The 15,368-nt window shown below is 69.6% G+C and carries 16 protein-coding genes; 14 read left to right on the forward strand and 2 right to left on the reverse strand.

Features of this window, described 5'->3' with window-relative positions; genetic code table 11:
• Window positions 1-132 precede the first annotated feature (132 nt).
• The 12 genes from infA (at window position 133) to glmM (ending at window position 10,095) form a co-directional block, all read left to right on the forward strand.
• On the forward strand, window positions 133-354 hold the full coding sequence (infA, locus tag ACODT5_RS42250) for a translation initiation factor IF-1 (protein WP_003956442.1): 222 nt from the start codon (window positions 133-135) through the stop codon (window positions 352-354).
• Window positions 355-428: 74 nt separating this feature from the next.
• Window positions 429-542, forward strand: a complete 114-nt coding sequence (gene rpmJ, locus ACODT5_RS42255; RefSeq protein WP_003956441.1) for a 50S ribosomal protein L36 — start codon at window positions 429-431, stop codon at window positions 540-542.
• 200 nt (window positions 543-742) lie between these two features.
• On the forward strand, window positions 743-1,123 hold the full coding sequence (gene rpsM / locus ACODT5_RS42260) for a 30S ribosomal protein S13 (RefSeq protein WP_053682609.1): 381 nt from the start codon (window positions 743-745) through the stop codon (window positions 1,121-1,123).
• Between the two features lie 54 nt (window positions 1,124-1,177).
• The gene (gene rpsK / locus ACODT5_RS42265) at window positions 1,178-1,582 is read left to right on the forward strand and encodes a 30S ribosomal protein S11 (protein WP_006376016.1); all 405 of its coding nucleotides are present in this window, start codon (window positions 1,178-1,180) and stop codon (window positions 1,580-1,582) included.
• A 191-nt stretch (window positions 1,583-1,773) separates the two neighbouring features.
• Window positions 1,774-2,796 (forward strand): DNA-directed RNA polymerase subunit alpha, encoded by a 1,023-nt coding sequence (locus ACODT5_RS42270; protein ID WP_422524233.1) that lies wholly within the window; start codon window positions 1,774-1,776, stop codon window positions 2,794-2,796.
• 138 nt (window positions 2,797-2,934) lie between these two features.
• Window positions 2,935-3,396 (forward strand): 50S ribosomal protein L17, encoded by a 462-nt coding sequence (gene rplQ, locus ACODT5_RS42275; protein WP_030154710.1) that lies wholly within the window; start codon window positions 2,935-2,937, stop codon window positions 3,394-3,396.
• Between the two features lie 111 nt (window positions 3,397-3,507).
• Window positions 3,508-4,359 carry a tRNA pseudouridine(38-40) synthase TruA gene (gene truA, locus ACODT5_RS42280; RefSeq protein WP_422524234.1) on the forward strand — a complete coding sequence of 284 codons (852 nt, stop codon included), beginning with the start codon at window positions 3,508-3,510 and terminating at the stop codon, window positions 4,357-4,359.
• 53 nt (window positions 4,360-4,412) lie between these two features.
• Window positions 4,413-6,032 carry an ABC-F family ATP-binding cassette domain-containing protein gene (locus tag ACODT5_RS42285; RefSeq protein ID WP_422524235.1) on the forward strand — a complete coding sequence of 540 codons (1,620 nt, stop codon included), beginning with the start codon at window positions 4,413-4,415 and terminating at the stop codon, window positions 6,030-6,032.
• 66 nt (window positions 6,033-6,098) lie between these two features.
• The gene (locus ACODT5_RS42290) at window positions 6,099-7,358 is read left to right on the forward strand and encodes a glycosyltransferase family 87 protein (RefSeq protein ID WP_422524236.1); all 1,260 of its coding nucleotides are present in this window, start codon (window positions 6,099-6,101) and stop codon (window positions 7,356-7,358) included.
• Between the two features lie 234 nt (window positions 7,359-7,592).
• On the forward strand, window positions 7,593-8,036 hold the full coding sequence (gene rplM, locus ACODT5_RS42295) for a 50S ribosomal protein L13 (protein ID WP_112447734.1): 444 nt from the start codon (window positions 7,593-7,595) through the stop codon (window positions 8,034-8,036).
• Between the two features lie 46 nt (window positions 8,037-8,082).
• Complete coding sequence (gene rpsI, locus ACODT5_RS42300) at window positions 8,083-8,604, forward strand: 30S ribosomal protein S9 (protein ID WP_327254492.1); 522 nt, start codon at window positions 8,083-8,085, stop codon at window positions 8,602-8,604.
• 132 nt (window positions 8,605-8,736) lie between these two features.
• Window positions 8,737-10,095, forward strand: a complete 1,359-nt coding sequence (glmM, locus tag ACODT5_RS42305) for a phosphoglucosamine mutase (RefSeq protein WP_422524237.1) — start codon at window positions 8,737-8,739, stop codon at window positions 10,093-10,095.
• A gap of 93 nt (window positions 10,096-10,188) precedes the next feature.
• Here the strand turns inward: glmM and ACODT5_RS42310 are convergent, their stop codons facing one another.
• Window positions 10,189-11,139 (reverse strand): DUF389 domain-containing protein, encoded by a 951-nt coding sequence (locus ACODT5_RS42310; RefSeq protein WP_422524238.1) that lies wholly within the window; start codon window positions 11,137-11,139, stop codon window positions 10,189-10,191.
• A 43-nt stretch (window positions 11,140-11,182) separates the two neighbouring features.
• Entirely contained in the window at window positions 11,183-12,118 is a 936-nt protein-coding gene (gene coaA, locus ACODT5_RS42315) for a type I pantothenate kinase (RefSeq protein ID WP_327257621.1), read from the reverse strand.
• 438 nt (window positions 12,119-12,556) lie between these two features.
• On the opposite strand from coaA, the gene ACODT5_RS42320 reads away from it, so the two are divergent.
• Both ACODT5_RS42320 and glmS read left to right on the forward strand, forming a co-directional pair.
• Window positions 12,557-13,330, forward strand: a complete 774-nt coding sequence (locus ACODT5_RS42320; RefSeq protein WP_422524239.1) for a hypothetical protein — start codon at window positions 12,557-12,559, stop codon at window positions 13,328-13,330.
• A 123-nt stretch (window positions 13,331-13,453) separates the two neighbouring features.
• Window positions 13,454-15,304, forward strand: a complete 1,851-nt coding sequence (gene glmS, locus ACODT5_RS42325; RefSeq protein WP_422524240.1) for a glutamine--fructose-6-phosphate transaminase (isomerizing) — start codon at window positions 13,454-13,456, stop codon at window positions 15,302-15,304.
• Window positions 15,305-15,368 lie beyond the last annotated feature (64 nt).

Raw genomic sequence — 15,368 nt, forward strand, 5'->3', positions numbered from 1 at the left:
CTGTAGGGCACACTTTCCGGATTCGTCTTTCGGAAGGCCCTGACGTAGACTGACTCGTCGGCTCCTTTGCACCCGCATGTCCTCATGCGAAGGCGGGGAGCTGATCAAGGTAGCCGATTCGAAAGGCGAAGCGTGGCCAAGAAGCAAGGTGCCATCGAAATCGAGGGCACCGTGATCGAGTCCCTCCCGAACGCGATGTTCAAGGTGGAACTCCAGAACGGTCACAAGGTCCTCGCGCACATCAGCGGCAAGATGCGCATGCACTACATCCGCATCCTCCCTGATGACCGGGTCGTCGTGGAGCTCTCTCCGTACGACCTGACGCGTGGCCGGATCGTCTACCGATACAAGTAGATCTTGTCTTCACTCCCGTCCGGACGTCCTGTCCCGGCGCGGGTGGTGGCACTGACCCGGAGAACCTCACCAACATGAAGGTCAAGCCGAGCGTCAAGAAGATCTGCGACAAGTGCAAGGTGATCCGCCGTCACGGTCGGGTCATGGTCATCTGCGACAACCTGCGCCACAAGCAGCGCCAGGGCTGACGCACGCCGACCGACCTGCACTACGCAGTTCTTCGCGCGACGTAAGAAAACGTACATACGCAGAACCCGCCCAGTCCTGACCAGGACCGGCGGCACCTCCGGCGGGGGCCGGGGACCCGGGCGTACCACCACCCAGCAGGTGTGGTCGGCGGTCGGGGTTCGGTTCTGCGGAAGACCCCCGAACACACAGGAGCCATTGAATGGCACGCGTTTCCGGTGTTGACATCCCGCGCGAAAAGCGTGTGGAGATCGCACTTACCTACGTCTTCGGTGTCGGTCGCACCCGGTCCAAGGAAATCCTTGCGGCCACCGGTGTGAACCCCGACACCCGCGTTCGTGACCTGGCCGAAGAGGACCTGGTCAAGATCCGCGAGTACGTGGACGCCAACCTCCGCACCGAGGGTGACCTCCGCCGCGAGATCCAGGCCGACATCCGCCGCAAGGTCGAGATCCAGTGCTACCAGGGTGTTCGCCACCGTCGTGGCCTGCCCGTGCACGGTCAGCGCACCAGCACGAACGCCCGTACCCGCAAGGGTCCGCGTCGCGCGATCGCCGGTAAGAAGAAGCCGGGCAAGAAGTAGTCCTGTTCAGCGGTCTTGCGCTGTAGGACCGACCACCTCCCGTAGGAGATTTAGATGCCCCCCAAGGGTCGTCAGGGCGCTGCCAAGAAGGTGCGCCGCAAGGAAAAGAAGAACGTCGCTCATGGGCACGCCCACATCAAGAGCACGTTCAACAACACCATCGTTTCGATCACGGACCCCGCGGGCAACGTGATCTCCTGGGCCTCCGCCGGCCACGTCGGCTTCAAGGGCTCGCGCAAGTCCACCCCCTTCGCCGCGCAGATGGCCGCTGAGTCGGCCGCCCGTCGCGCGCAGGAGCACGGCATGCGCAAGGTCGACGTCTTCGTCAAGGGTCCCGGCTCCGGCCGCGAGACCGCGATCCGCTCCCTGCAGGCCACTGGCCTGGAGGTCGGCTCGATCCAGGACGTCACCCCCACCCCGCACAACGGCTGCCGTCCGCCCAAGCGCCGCCGCGTCTGATCCGGGGCGGCGCGATCCGCGCCGCCGCGTGTGACGAGGCGCGCTCAGGCTTCGCACCTGTGCGTCTTTGAGTGTCCGGGCGGTACGAACCCTTCGCTGGGGACGTACCGCCCGTACCCTTGTAGTCCGCGGCCCTGTGCTGCACTCCGTCGGGCGTCAAATAGTGGGCGTCCACGAATGAAGGAATCCACATGCTTATCGCTCAGCGCCCCTCGCTGACCGAAGAGGTCGTAGACGAGTACCGCTCGCGGTTCGTGATCGAGCCGCTGGAGCCGGGCTTCGGCTACACCCTCGGCAACTCGCTCCGCCGCACGCTCCTGTCCTCGATCCCGGGTGCCGCTGTCACCAGCATCCGCGTGGACGGCGTCCTGCACGAGTTCACCACCGTGCCGGGTGTCAAGGAAGACGTCACCGACATCATCCTCAACATCAAGCAGCTGGTCGTCTCCTCGGAGCACGACGAGCCGGTCGTGATGTACCTGCGCAAGCAGGGTCCCGGCCTGGTCACCGCTGCCGACATCGCGCCCCCGGCCGGTGTCGAGGTGCACAACGCGGACCTGGTCCTCGCCACGCTCAACGGCAAGGGCAAGCTGGAGATGGAGCTGACCGTCGAGCGCGGTCGCGGCTACGTCTCCTCCGTCCAGAACAAGCAGCTGGGCCAGGAGATCGGTCGCATCCCGATCGACTCCATCTACAGCCCGGTCCTCAAGGTCACCTACAAGGTCGAGGCGACCCGAGTCGAGCAGCGCACCGACTTCGACAAGCTGATCGTCGACGTCGAGACCAAGCAGGCCATGCGCCCGCGCGACGCCATGGCGTCCGCCGGCAAGACCCTGGTCGAGCTGTTCGGTCTGGCCCGCGAGCTCAACATCGACGCCGAGGGCATCGACATGGGCCCCTCGCCGACGGACGCGGCCCTGGCCGCTGATCTCGCCCTGCCGATCGAGGAGCTCGAGCTCACCGTTCGGTCGTACAACTGCCTCAAGCGCGAGGGCATCCACTCCGTGGGTGAGCTCGTCGCCCGCTCCGAGGCCGACCTGCTCGACATCCGCAACTTCGGTGCGAAGTCGATCGACGAGGTCAAGGCGAAGCTGGCCGGCATGGGCCTGGCCCTCAAGGACAGCCCGCCCGGATTCGACCCGACCGCCGCCGCCGACGCGTTTGGCGCCGACGACGACGCGGACGCGGGTTTCGTCGAGACCGAGCAGTACTGATTCTTCCCGTCGCCGGCGGCTGAGGTCTTTGGCCTCAAACGCCGGCCGGGCTTGATGTGAACTTTCCCGCGGCATCCGCCGCGGGGGAACTGACACCGGTACCTGACACGGCCGGTGCAGATATGAAGGAGTATGACCATGCCGCGTCCCGCAAAGGGTGCCCGTCTGGGCGGCAGCGCCGCGCACGAGAAGCACCTCCTCGCGAACCTCGCGAAGGCGCTCTTCGAGCACGGCCGCATCACCACCACCGAGGCCAAGGCCCGTCGCCTGCGTCCCTACGCCGAGCGTCTGGTGACCAAGGCCAAGAAGGGCGACATCCACAACCGTCGCCTGGTGCTGCAGACGATCACGGACAAGAGCATCGTGCACACGCTGTTCACCGAGATCGCCCCGCGCTACGAAAACCGCCCCGGTGGTTACACGCGCATCACCAAGATCGGCAACCGTCGTGGCGACAACGCCCCGATGGCCGTGATCGAGCTGGTCGAGGCCCTTACGGTCGCCCAGCAGGCCACTGGTGAGGCCGAGGCCGCCACCAAGCGCGCGGTCAAGGAGGCGGAGGCTGTCGAGACCCCCGCCGAGGAGACCAAGGAGGCCTGATCCTTCGGGATCAGAGCTCGCTTGATCGGCTCTGAACGGGCCCGCCCCCTTACCGGGGCGGGCCCGTTCTGCGTTTCCTGGCGTTTTCGCGTTTCTGAGAGGATCTGTCACGTGAGTGACGAGGTGGAGCCCGGACACGTCCGGGTCAGGCTGGACCTGAGCTACGACGGCAAGGACTTCTCCGGCTGGGCGAAGCAGCGCGTGCTGCGGACCGTCCAGGGAGAGCTGGAGTCGGCCCTGCAGACCGTGATGCGGCTGCCCGGCCCGGTGGAGCTGACCGTGGCCGGCCGGACCGACGCGGGCGTGCACGCGCGCGGGCAGGTCGCGCAGTTCGACGTACGGGACGAGGTGTGGGCCGAGCACCAGGACAAGCTGCTGCGCCGTCTCGCCGGGCGGCTGCCGCACGACGTGCGGGTGTGGAAGGCCGCCGAGGCCCCCGCCGGCTTCAACGCGCGGTTCTCCGCGATCTGGCGCCGGTACGCCTACCGCGTGGGCGACCACCAGGCCGGGGTGGACCCGCTGCGCCGCGGGCACGTGCTCTGGTACCAGTGGCCGCTCGACGTGGACGCCATGAACGAGGCCGCCGCCGCGCTGGTCGGGGAGCACGACTTCGCCGCGTACTGCAAGAAGCGCGAGGGGGCCACGACGATCCGCACCCTCCAGCAGCTCAGCTGGGAGCGGGACGCGGAGGGCATCATCACCGCGACCGTCCGCGCGGACGCCTTCTGCCACAACATGGTGCGCTCGCTGGTCGGCGCCCTGCTGCACGTCGGCGACGGCCACCGCACGACCGACTGGCCCGGGAAGGTGCTGGCCGCGGCCGTACGGGACTCCTCGGTGCACGTGGTCAAGCCGCACGGGCTGACCCTGGAGGAGGTCGGCTACCCGGCCGACGAGCTGCTGGCCGCCCGCAGCAAGGAAGCGCGGAACCTGCGGACGCTGCCGGGAGCCGGCTGCTGCTAGTGCGGGCCTAATCCGTTTGGGCGGATCGGGGCCGGACCTGGACAATGCCCCGCATGGGACATCTCGAAGCCAGCCACCTGGAGTACTACCTTCCCGACGGGCGGGTCCTGCTCCCCGACGTCTCCTTCCGGGTGGGGGAGGGGTCGGTCGTCGCCCTGGTCGGGGCGAACGGGGCCGGCAAGACCACGCTGCTGAAGATGATCTCCGGCGAGCTCCAGCCGCACGGCGGCGGCGTGACCGTCAGCGGCGGGCTGGGCGTGATGTCGCAGTTCGTGGGCTCGGTCCGCGACGAGACGACCGTACGGGACCTGCTGGTCTCGGTGGCCCAGCCGCGGATCCGGGACGCCGCGAAGGCGGTGGACCGGGCCGAGCAGCTGATCCTCACGGTGGACGACGAGCCCGCCCAGATGGCCTACGCGCAGGCGCTCAGCGACTGGGCCGACGTGCAGGGGTACGAGGCGGAGACGCTGTGGGACGTCTGCACGATGGCCGCGCTGGCGATCCCGTACGACTCGGCGCAGTTCCGCGAGGTGCGCACGCTCTCGGGCGGTGAGCAGAAGCGGCTCGTGCTGGAGGCGCTGCTGCGCGGGCCGGACGAGGTGCTGCTGCTCGACGAGCCGGACAACTACCTCGACGTCCCGGGCAAGCGGTGGCTGGAGGAGCAGCTCAAGGCCACCCGCAAGACGGTGCTCTTCGTCAGCCACGACCGGGAGCTGCTGACCCAGTCCGCCGAGAAGATCATCAGCCTGGAGGCGAGCCCGAACGGCTCGGACGTGTGGATCCACGGTTCGGGCTTCGCGACCTTCCACGACGCCCGCAAGGAGCGCTTCGCGCGCTTCGAGGAGCTCAAGCGGCGCTGGGACGAGGAGCACGCCCGGCTGAAGGCCCTGGTGCTGCGACTGCGCGGCCAGGCCGCGATCAGCCCGGACATGGCCTCGCGGTACCACGCGATGCAGACCCGCTTCAAGAAGTTCGAGGAGGCCGGTCCGCCGCCCGAGCCGCCGCGCGAGCAGGACATCAAGATGCGGCTCAAGGGCGGCCGTACGGGCGTGCGCGCGCTCACCGTCGAGAACCTGGAGCTCACCGGGCTGATGAAGCCCTTCTCCCTGGAGGTCTTCTACGGGGAGCGGGTCGCGGTCCTGGGCTCGAACGGCTCCGGGAAGTCCCACTTCCTGCGCCTGATGGCGGGGGAGGACGTCAAGCACACGGGTACGTGGAAGCTCGGCGCCCGCGTGGTTCCCGGCCACTTCGCGCAGACCCACGCCCACCCCGAGCTGTTCGGCCGCACGCTCGTCGACATCCTGTGGACGGAGGCGGCCAAGCCGCTCGGCCAGGCGATGGGCGCCCTGCGCCGCTACGAGCTGGAGCGCCAGGGCGAGCAGCCCTTCGAGAGGCTCTCGGGCGGCCAGCAGGCGCGTTTCCAGATCCTGCTGCTGGAGCTGGCGGGGACCACCGCGCTGCTGCTCGACGAGCCCACGGACAACCTCGACCTGGAGTCGGCGGAAGCACTGCAGGACGGGCTGGAGGCGTACGACGGCACTGTGCTGTGCGTCACGCACGACCGGTGGTTCGCCCGCACATTTGACCGTTATCTGGTCTTCGGTTCGGACGGTGTTGTGCGAGAGACTACGGAGCCCGTCTGGGACGAACGTAGGGTCGAGCGGAAGCGCTAGGGGGAGACCACCCCCGGCTTGGGTCGAGGGGACTTCGTTGTGGGGCTGCGGCCGAGTGTCTGGGTCATGAAGTGGGACAGCCCGTCCTCCTGGGACCGGGGGCTGGCCTGGCTGCTGCGGCCGGCGCCCCGGTCCTGGCGGTTCGCGGGCCTGGTGATCCTGCTGTCGGTGGCGGTCGCGGCGAGCCTGCGGGAGAACTGGGGCTCCGACAACGCCTTCGTGGTCAAGGCGGCCGACGCCCTGCTCGCCGGGGTGTCCCCGTACGAGGACAAGCGGTTCCTCTACCTGCCCAGCGCCGTGATCATGGCGATCCCCGAGGCCCTGCTGCCGGCGCCGCTGCTGCGCTGCGTGCTGCCGCTGGGGATGACCGGGCTCGTCGGCATCGGCTGGTGGGCCTCGCTGCGGCTGTTCTCCGTACCCGTGCGCTCGCGGTTCGCGGTCGGCGGTTTCGCCCTGTTCGCGCTGGCCTACAAGCCGTACATCAACCTCGTGCTGATCGGGAACTGGACGGCCATCTCCGCCGCCGCCCTGCCGGTGGCGCTGCTGCTGGCGCACCGCAAGCACTGGGCCGCGGCCGGGCTGGTGGTGGGACTCGCCATCGCGTGCAAGCCGATGCTGGTGCCGCTCGGACTGCTCTTCCTGCTGGCACGCCAGTGGCGGGGCCTCGCCCTGGCGGTGGGCGTGCCGGTGGGGCTGTCGCTGGCGGGGGCGCTGATGATGCCGCACCCGACGCTGTTCTTCACCAAGACCCTGCCGTTCCTGCTGCAGGGCCAGGATTCCTACGCGCTGCCCTGGGACGCCTCGCCGATCGCGGCGCTCCCGCGGCTGGGCGTGCCGGCGCCGCTGGCGGTGGCGCTGGCCTTCGCGGGGGCCGGGTGCGGGCTGTGGGCGACCTGGCGGCGCTGGCGCAGGCCGGTGGAGGCGGACGGCGACGCGGGCGAGCTGAGGCTGGTGGAGACGGCCTGCATGGTGATGCTGGCCGCATTCCTGGTGTCCCGGCCCTCCTTCGACCACTACCTGATCGTGGTGCTCCCGCTGCTGCTGGCATCGGGGGTGCGGCCGGGCTCGATGCCGCGCTCGCCCTGGTTCTGGGTGGCGCTGGTGCCGCAGACGGCGGGCATTCCGTGGCCCTCGGAGTTCGAGGCCAAGAGGCGGGCATTCAGGGACATGGTGACCCTGTGCGCGCTCGCCGGATTGCTGGCGCGTCGAGCACTGCGTCCGATCCGGGTTACTCTGGAACCTGTACGAACTACGGGGTCCCCACCCAGGACCGAACCGGAGTGCGCCGCGACCCCCGTCGAAACGGGTTCGCGGACCGCGTTTTGACCCTTCCAGGTCTTCAGGGGTACCCTGCTGGTTCGTTATGCGTATTGGCTTTCTCATTCTCACGTGAATCTGCCTTACGCCGGTCCACCGGGCCGATGACCAGCGGTACACACGGGTTGCGTCTCCGATGTGAACCAGGGCTGTCGTGATCGTCCGTGGTGACCCATGTCAGGACCCGTCCCTCGGGCTCACCCCCCGGGGATGACCCACCACTGAAGAAGCGAAGGCATACGCGTGCGTACGTTCAGCCCCAAGCCCGGCGACATCTCGCGCCAGTGGCACGTCATCGACGCCCAGGACGTTGTCCTCGGCCGTCTGGCGACCCAGGCCGCTACCCTCCTGCGGGGTAAGCACAAGCCGACTTACGCCCCCCACATGGACATGGGCGACTTTGTCATCATCATCAACGCCGACAAGGTCCACCTGTCCGGCAACAAGGCGACCCAGAAGATGGCGTACCGCCACTCCGGTTTCCCGGGTGGCCTCCGCTCGGTCCGCTACGACGACCTCCTGGCGAACAACCCGGAGAAGGCCGTCGAGAAGGCCATCAAGGGCATGATCCCCAAGAACACCCTGGGCCGTCAGATGCTCTCGAAGCTGAAGGTCTACTCGGGCGATGTGCACCCCCACGCTGCTCAGCAGCCGGTGCCGTTCGAGATCACCCAGGTCGCGCAGTAGTTCCGGCCACCACACCCCCTAAGACAAGAAACTTCTGAGGAGCATCGTGGCCGAGACCACCGCCGAGACGACCCCCGTCGAAGAGTTCGAGGGCAACGTCGAGGAGTACACCACCGAGACCGCGGACGTAGTCGAGGGTGACTACACGTCCGAGTCCCTTGCCGGTCGCTTCGGTGACCCCCAGCCGGCCGCCGGCCTGGGCCGTCGCAAGAACGCCATCGCCCGCGTCCGGATCGTTCCGGGCACCGGCAAGTGGAAGATCAACGGTCGCACCCTTGAGGACTACTTCCCCAACAAGGTGCACCAGCAGGAAGTCAACGAGCCGTTCAAGCTGCTCGAGCTCGACAACCGCTACGACGTCATCGCCCGCATCTCGGGTGGCGGCGTGTCCGGCCAGGCCGGCGCCCTGCGCCTCGGTGTGGCCCGTGCGCTGAACGAGGCGGACCAGGACAACAACCGCCCGGCGCTGAAGAAGGCCGGCTTCCTCTCCCGCGACGACCGTGCGGTCGAGCGCAAGAAGGCCGGTCTCAAGAAGGCCCGTAAGGCTCCGCAGTACAGCAAGCGTTAATCTCGCCTGCTGTTCAGCACGAATCCGCCCCGGCAGCACTCTGTGTGCTGCCGGGGCGGTTCGTTTACCGCCAAAAGCGGCAAATAATTGGCACAACTGCTCATAGCGAAGTGTGAACTCGGGAGGACAACAGTGGGACGACTCTTCGGGACGGACGGTGTACGAGGCGTTGCCAACGCGGATCTGACGGCCGAGCTCGCGCTCGGCCTCTCCGTGGCGGCCGCACACGTACTGGCCGAGGCAGGCACCTTCGCCGGCCACCGGGCCACCGCGGTGGTCGGCCGGGACCCCCGGGCCTCGGGCGAGTTCCTGGAGGCCGCAGTCGTCGCCGGTCTCGCGAGCGCGGGCGTGGACGTCCTGCGCGTCGGTGTGCTGCCCACCCCGGCGGTGGCGTATCTCACCGGTGCGCTGGGCGCCGACCTCGGAGTCATGCTCTCGGCCAGCCACAACGCCATGCCCGACAACGGCATCAAGTTCTTCGCGCGCGGCGGTCACAAGCTCGCCGACGAGCTGGAGGACCGGATCGAGTCGGTCTACGAGGACCACCGCACGGGTGCTCCCTGGGACCGCCCGACGGGCGGCGGCGTCGGCCGGGTCTCCGACTACACCGAGGGCTTCGACAAGTACGTCGCCCACCTCATGGGTGTCCTGCCCAACCGTCTCGACGGCCTCAAGGTCGTCCTGGACGAGGCGCACGGCGCGGCGGCCTACGTCTCGCCCGAGGCCTTCACCCGGGCCGGCGCGGAGATCGTCACCATCGGTGCCGAGCCCGACGGCCTGAACATCAACGACGGCTGCGGCTCCACCCACCTCGGTCTGCTGAAGCAGGCCGTCGTCGAGCACGGCGCCGACCTCGGCATCGCGCACGACGGGGACGCCGACCGCTGCCTGGCCGTGGACGCGAAGGGCCAGGAGGTCGACGGGGACCAGATCCTCGCGGTGCTGGCGCTGGCGATGCGCGAGTCCGGGCACCTGCGCGAGGACACCGTCGTCGCCACCGTGATGTCGAACCTGGGCTTCAAGCTGGCCATGGAGTCGGCGGGCATCAGCGTCGTGCAGACCGGCGTCGGCGACCGGTACGTCCTGGAGTCGATGAAGGAGCACGGGTATGCGCTGGGCGGCGAGCAGTCCGGCCACGTGATCATCCTCGACCACGCCACCACCGGCGACGGCACCCTGACCGGCCTGATGCTGGCGGCCCGGATCGCGGCCACCGGCACGCCGCTGGACGAGCTGACCGAGATCATGACGCGGCTGCCGCAGGTGCTGGTCAACGTCCCCGACGTGGACAAGTCGCGCGTCACCACCTCGGGCGAGCTGGCCGCGGCCGTCGCCGAGGCGGAGCGGGAGCTGGGCACGACCGGGCGCGTACTGCTGCGTTCGTCGGGCACGGAGCCCCTCGTGCGGGTCATGGTGGAGGCCGCCGACATCGAGCAGGCCCGCTCGGTCGCGGGGCGCCTCGCGGACGTCGTGAAGTCGGCGCTCGGCTAGAGCCCGCCCTCCCGCCCTCCCGTCACGACAGCGGCCCCGCGCTACGAAGCTTCGTAGCGCGGGGCCGCTGTCGTTGCCGGGGTTGCCGGGGGTTCAGGCCTTGGCCGGGGTGCGCCGCCAGTGGCCCCGCTGGGTGCGCCACAGGAGCTTCTGGGCGAGCAGGGTCAGGACGCCGGCCAGCATGATGCCGAAGAGGTTCAGCAGCAGCTGCTGGATGGAGCCCGACATCTGGCCGAACTCGCCGTAGCCGAGGGCCACGGCCGCGTTGGCGGCCGCCGGGACCGTGGTCACCGAGATCGCGACGCCGACCAGCGCGCCGGACTTCGCCGAGGTCAGGGACAGCACCCCGGCGACGCCGGCGAGCAGGGCCACGACGAACGAGAACAGGTCCGGCTGCCAGATGAAGCTGGTGTTGGGGCGGGGCTTGTCCAGCATGTCGTGGTGGAACAGGCCGAGCGCGTCCATGACCAGGGTGAAGACGGTGGTCGCGACCATCGCGGCGGCGAAGCCCACCAGCAGGGCGATCAGCGAGCGGACGGCCAGTTTGGGGGCGCGCTGCACCACGGCGGTGCAGACGCCGGCGAGCGGGCCGAACTCCGGGCCGACCGCCATCGCGCCCACGATGAGGATGGCGTTGTCGAGGACCACGCCGCAGGCCGCGATCATCGTCGCGACGATCATGAAGGCGCTGTAGGTGATGGTGAGGGTGGACTCCTCGTGGGTCGCCTCGGTCAACTGCTCCCACAGGACGGCGTCGGCGGCCTCGCCCGGAGCCTCCTCCTCGGCCCGGTCGGCGCGGTCCGAGAGGGACAGGTCGATGTTCTCGACCGCGATCGACCCGTCCTTGTCGATGCCGAGCTCCCGGAGCTCGTGCAGGAGCTCGTCGCCCGCCTCGCGCGCGACGTCGCACAGCACGATGTCGCCCCGCGGGATGCGGGCGGCGCCGGGCAGCACGGCCAGATGGGTGGTGCCGACCGTCCTCTCGACGATCTTGACCACGGCATCGGTCCGGTCCGACGGAATGATCATCCGTAGATGCAGCATGGCCGCACCCTAGCCTCCGGAGGCCCCCGGTTTCAGGTGGCGCTCAGAGCTTGCGCAGACTCAGCTTCTGCACCTTGTGGTCCGGGCCCTTGCGGACGACGAGGGTGGCGCGGCCGCGGGTCGGGGCCACGTTCTCCAGCAGGTTGGGCTTGTTGATGGTCCGCCACATCGTCTGCGCGTACTCCAGCGCCTCCTCCTCGGAGACCTGGGTGTACTTGCGGAAGTAGGAGAAGGGGTTCTGGAACGCCGTCTCGCGCAGCTTGCGGAACCGGTTGAGGTACCAGCGCTCGATGTCCTCGGGGCGGGCGTCCACGTACACGCTGAAGTCGAAGTAGTCGGCGAGGCCGACCCGGGTGCGGCCGTCCTTGCCGGGCATGGCGGGCTGCAGGACGTTGAGCCCCTCGACGATCAGGATGTCGGGGCGGCGTACGACGAGTTCCTCGCCGGGGACGATGTCGTAGATCAGGTGGGAGTAGACGGGGGCCTTGACCTCGTCCTTGCCCGCCTTGATGTCGGCGACGAAGCGGGTCAGCGCCCGGCGGTCGTAGGACTCCGGGAAGCCCTTGCGCGCGGTCAGCCCGCGCCGCTCCAGCTCCTTCATCGGGTACAGGAAGCCGTCGGTGGTGACCAGCTCCACGCGCGGGTGCTCCGGCCAGCGGGCCAGCAGCGCCTGGAGGAGACGGGCCACGGTGGACTTGCCCACGGCGACCGAGCCGGCGACCCCTATGACGAAGGGGGTGCCCTGCTGGGCGCCGTGGCCGTTGCCGGCGTCGCCGAGGAAGGTGTTGAGGGTGCCGCGCAGGTTGCTGGTGGCGCCGACGTACAGGTTCAGCAGCCGGGAGAGCGGCAGGTAGACGTCGCGGACCTCGTCGAGGTCGATGACATCGCCCAGTCCGCGCAGCCGCTCGACCTCGTCGGCCGTCAGCGGGAGCGGAGTGCGCTCGCGCAGGGCGCTCCACTCGGCACGGGTGAGGTCCACGTAGGGGGAGGCCTCGTGGCCCCGGCGGCGCGTGGGGTGCGCGGCGTGCTCGGGGTGCTGGGTCGGCTGGGCCTGCTGGGCCTGCGTCGGGGGCTCCGATCCGTCGGGGCGCTCCGTTGCGCGGTCCGGCGTGCTTCGTGGCGGCGAAGAGATCACACGGCCATTGTCACGGGTCGCGGGCCGCCGTGGGTGGTGTGGTCGGTCACGTGGAGTGGGGTCTTATGGCCCGGGGTGGGAGGGGTTGTGCAGGGGCGGGTCTCGATTGGAGGGATCTGCGGTATCGGCGGGGTCACGATGCGTCCGGCGTGCGAGTAATGGGGCGGCGGCGGTACCGGGGTCCCCGTACGGTGTTGATCACCGCAGTTCTGGAGGGCGCCCCGCTTTCGGGGCGCAGTCGCGTGCTGCCCATTCGCTGATCGTCTCGTGGGGGGAAACATCGTGCGTACCGCACTCGTCCGCCGTACCGTCCTGTCCGCCTCGGCCCTGTCCCTGGCGCTGCTCGCCACCGCGTGCGGCGGCTCCGGCACGACCGACGCGAAGGACGACACCAAGCCGTCCGCGTCCGCGTCCGCTCCGGCGGCGCCCGCGGCGAAGGCGAAGACGGACGCCGAGCTCGGCGGCCTGCTCGTGGCCCAGGCGGACCTGCCGGACCACGTCCTCAAGGCCGCCACCCCCGAGGAGGCCACGGCCGGCGCCGGGGCCACCAGCGACAAGCCCGCGTGCCTTCCGCTGGTCAAGGCGCAGTCCATGGCCGCGCAGGGCGCCGGCACCGGCACCGCGCGGGTCAAGGCCGTGGCCGTGCCGAAGCAGCCGGCCGCGGACGCGAGTCCGGAGGAGAAGGCGGAGGCAGCGATGAAGGCCCTCGGCTCGACCGCCACCGCCGTCACCATGGAGTCGTTCGCGGGCGCGGGCGCGGCGGAGGCCTTCGCCTCGCTCAAGAGCGCGGGCGCGGCGTGCGCCGCCGGCTACGCGGCCACCCAGGCCGGCGAAACGGGCAAGATCACCAAGGTCGCCGCCGGCACCCCCGTCACCGGTGGGGACGAGGCGCTCGCCTACACGGTCGTGGGTGACGCGGACGGCTCGGCGTTCACGACGCAGCTCGTGGTCGTGCGCCAGGGCAACACCCTCGCCACCTTCTCCGCCCTCAGCCTGACCGGTACGGCCGAGCAGCCGACGGCCCTCGTCGCGGCGCAGCTCAAGAAGCTCGGCTGACGGTTCCTCCGTCCTGCCCGTTCCGCGCGGGAGCAGACCCCGCCCCGGCGCATTCGCCGGGGCGGGGTTTTCGTCTTGTTCAGGTACCGGGCACCGGGCCAACTACGGCGTACCCTGCGGCTTATGTGCGGAATCGTGGGTTACGTGGGAGCGCAGTCGGCGCTCGATGTGGTCATTGCCGGACTCAAGCGGCTGGAGTACCGCGGCTACGACTCGGCGGGTGTCGCCGTGCTCGCCGACGGATCTCTTGCCGCCGTCAAGAAGGCCGGCAAGCTGGTCAATCTGGAGAAGGAGCTGGTCGGGCACCCGCTGCCGGCCGGTTCCACGGGGCTCGGACACACCCGGTGGGCCACCCATGGGGGGCCCACCGATGTCAACGCCCACCCGCACCTCGACAATTCGGGGCGCGTGGCCGTCGTGCACAACGGGATCATCGAGAACTTCGCCGCGCTGCGGGCCGAGCTCGCCGGGCGCGGCCACCGGCTGGAGTCCGAGACGGACACCGAGGTCGTGGCGCACCTGCTGGCCGAGCTGTTCGAGGGCGCGGGCGGGGACCTGGCGGAGGCCATGCGGCAGGTGTGCCGGCGCCTCGACGGGGCCTTCACGCTGGTCGCCGTGCACGCGGACCAGCCGGACGTGGTGGTCGGCGCGCGCCGCAACTCGCCGCTCGTGGTGGGCGTCGGGGAGGGCGAGAACTTCCTCGCCTCCGACGTGGCCGCCTTCATCGCCCACACCCGCTCCGCGATCGAGCTGGGCCAGGACCAGGTCGTGGAGCTGCGCCGCGACGGGGTCACGGTGACCAACTTCGACGGGACGGCCGCGGACGTGCGGGCGTACCACGTGGACTGGGACGCCTCGGCGGCCGAGAAGGGGGGATACGACTACTTCATGCTCAAGGAGATCGCCGAGCAGCCGAAGGCCGTCGCCGACACCCTCCTGGGCCGGATCGACGCGAACGGCCTGCTCACCCTCGACGAGGTGCGCATCCCCGACTCGGTGCTGCGCGAGGTCGACAAGGTCGTGATCGTGGCGTGCGGTACGGCGTACCACGCGGGCATGATCGCGAAGCTGGCCATCGAGCACTGGACCCGCATCCCCTGCGAGACGGAGCTGGCCAGCGAGTTCCGCTACCGCGACCCGATCCTGGACCAGCGGACGCTGGTGATCGCGATCTCGCAGTCCGGCGAGACGATGGACACCCTGATGGCGCTGCGCCACGCGCGCGAGCAGGGCGCCAAGGTGCTGGCCATCTGCAATACGAACGGCTCGACGATCCCGCGCGAGTCGGACGCCGTGCTGTACACGCACGCCGGGCCCGAGGTGGCCGTCGCCTCGACCAAGGCGTTCCTGACGCAGCTCGTGGCCTGCTACCTGGTCGCCCTCTACCTCGGGCAGGTCCGGGGCACGAAGTGGGGCGACGAGATCCGGTCGGTGATCCGGGAGCTGTCGGACATCGCCGCGGCGGTGGACACCGTACTGGAGACCATGGAGCCGGTACGGGAGCTGGCGCGGTCGCTCGCCGACAAGAACACCGTGCTGTTCCTGGGGCGCCACGTCGGCTACCCGGTGGCGCTGGAGGGTGCGCTCAAGCTCAAGGAGCTGGCGTACATGCACGCCGAGGGCTTCGCGGCGGGCGAGCTCAAGCACGGGCCGATCGCGCTCATCGAGAAGGACCTGCCGGTCGTGGTCGTCGTACCGTCGCCGCGCGGGCGCTCGGTGCTGCACGACAAGATCGTGTCCAACATCCAGGAGATCCGGGCGCGCGGGGCGATGACCATCGTGATCGCCGAGGAGGGGGACGAGGCTGTGGTCCCGTACGCCGACCACCTCATCCGCATCCCGGCCACCCCGACGCTGCTCCAGCCGCTCGTGGCCACCGTGCCGCTGCAGGTGTTCGCGTGCGAGCTGGCGACGGCCCGTGGCAACGAAGTGGACCAGCCGCGTAACCTCGCCAAGTCGGTGACTGTGGAGTGAGCGCAGCGAGCGGAGCAGGTCGCCGGCAATTGAGCACCGTGGTGACGGTGGAGTAGCGGGCTGG

Origin of the sequence: Streptomyces tatrensis (genome assembly GCF_049310065.1) — a bacterium.
Classification (GTDB): Bacteria; Actinomycetota; Actinomycetes; order Streptomycetales; family Streptomycetaceae; genus Streptomyces.

Coding starts and splice junctions, on each gene's coding strand:
- rpmJ (WP_003956441.1), top strand. CDS start 429: ATGAAGGTCAAGCCGAGCGTCAAGAAGATCTGCGACAAGTGCAAGGTG.
- rpsM (WP_053682609.1), top strand. CDS start 743: ATGGCACGCGTTTCCGGTGTTGACATCCCGCGCGAAAAGCGTGTGGAG.
- rpsK (WP_006376016.1), top strand. CDS start 1,178: ATGCCCCCCAAGGGTCGTCAGGGCGCTGCCAAGAAGGTGCGCCGCAAG.
- ACODT5_RS42270 (WP_422524233.1), top strand. CDS start 1,774: ATGCTTATCGCTCAGCGCCCCTCGCTGACCGAAGAGGTCGTAGACGAG.
- rplQ (WP_030154710.1), top strand. CDS start 2,935: ATGCCGCGTCCCGCAAAGGGTGCCCGTCTGGGCGGCAGCGCCGCGCAC.
- ACODT5_RS42285 (WP_422524235.1), top strand. CDS start 4,413: ATGGGACATCTCGAAGCCAGCCACCTGGAGTACTACCTTCCCGACGGG.
- ACODT5_RS42290 (WP_422524236.1), top strand. CDS start 6,099: ATGAAGTGGGACAGCCCGTCCTCCTGGGACCGGGGGCTGGCCTGGCTG.
- ACODT5_RS42310 (WP_422524238.1), bottom strand. CDS start 11,139: ATGCTGCATCTACGGATGATCATTCCGTCGGACCGGACCGATGCCGTG.
- glmS (WP_422524240.1), top strand. CDS start 13,454: ATGTGCGGAATCGTGGGTTACGTGGGAGCGCAGTCGGCGCTCGATGTG.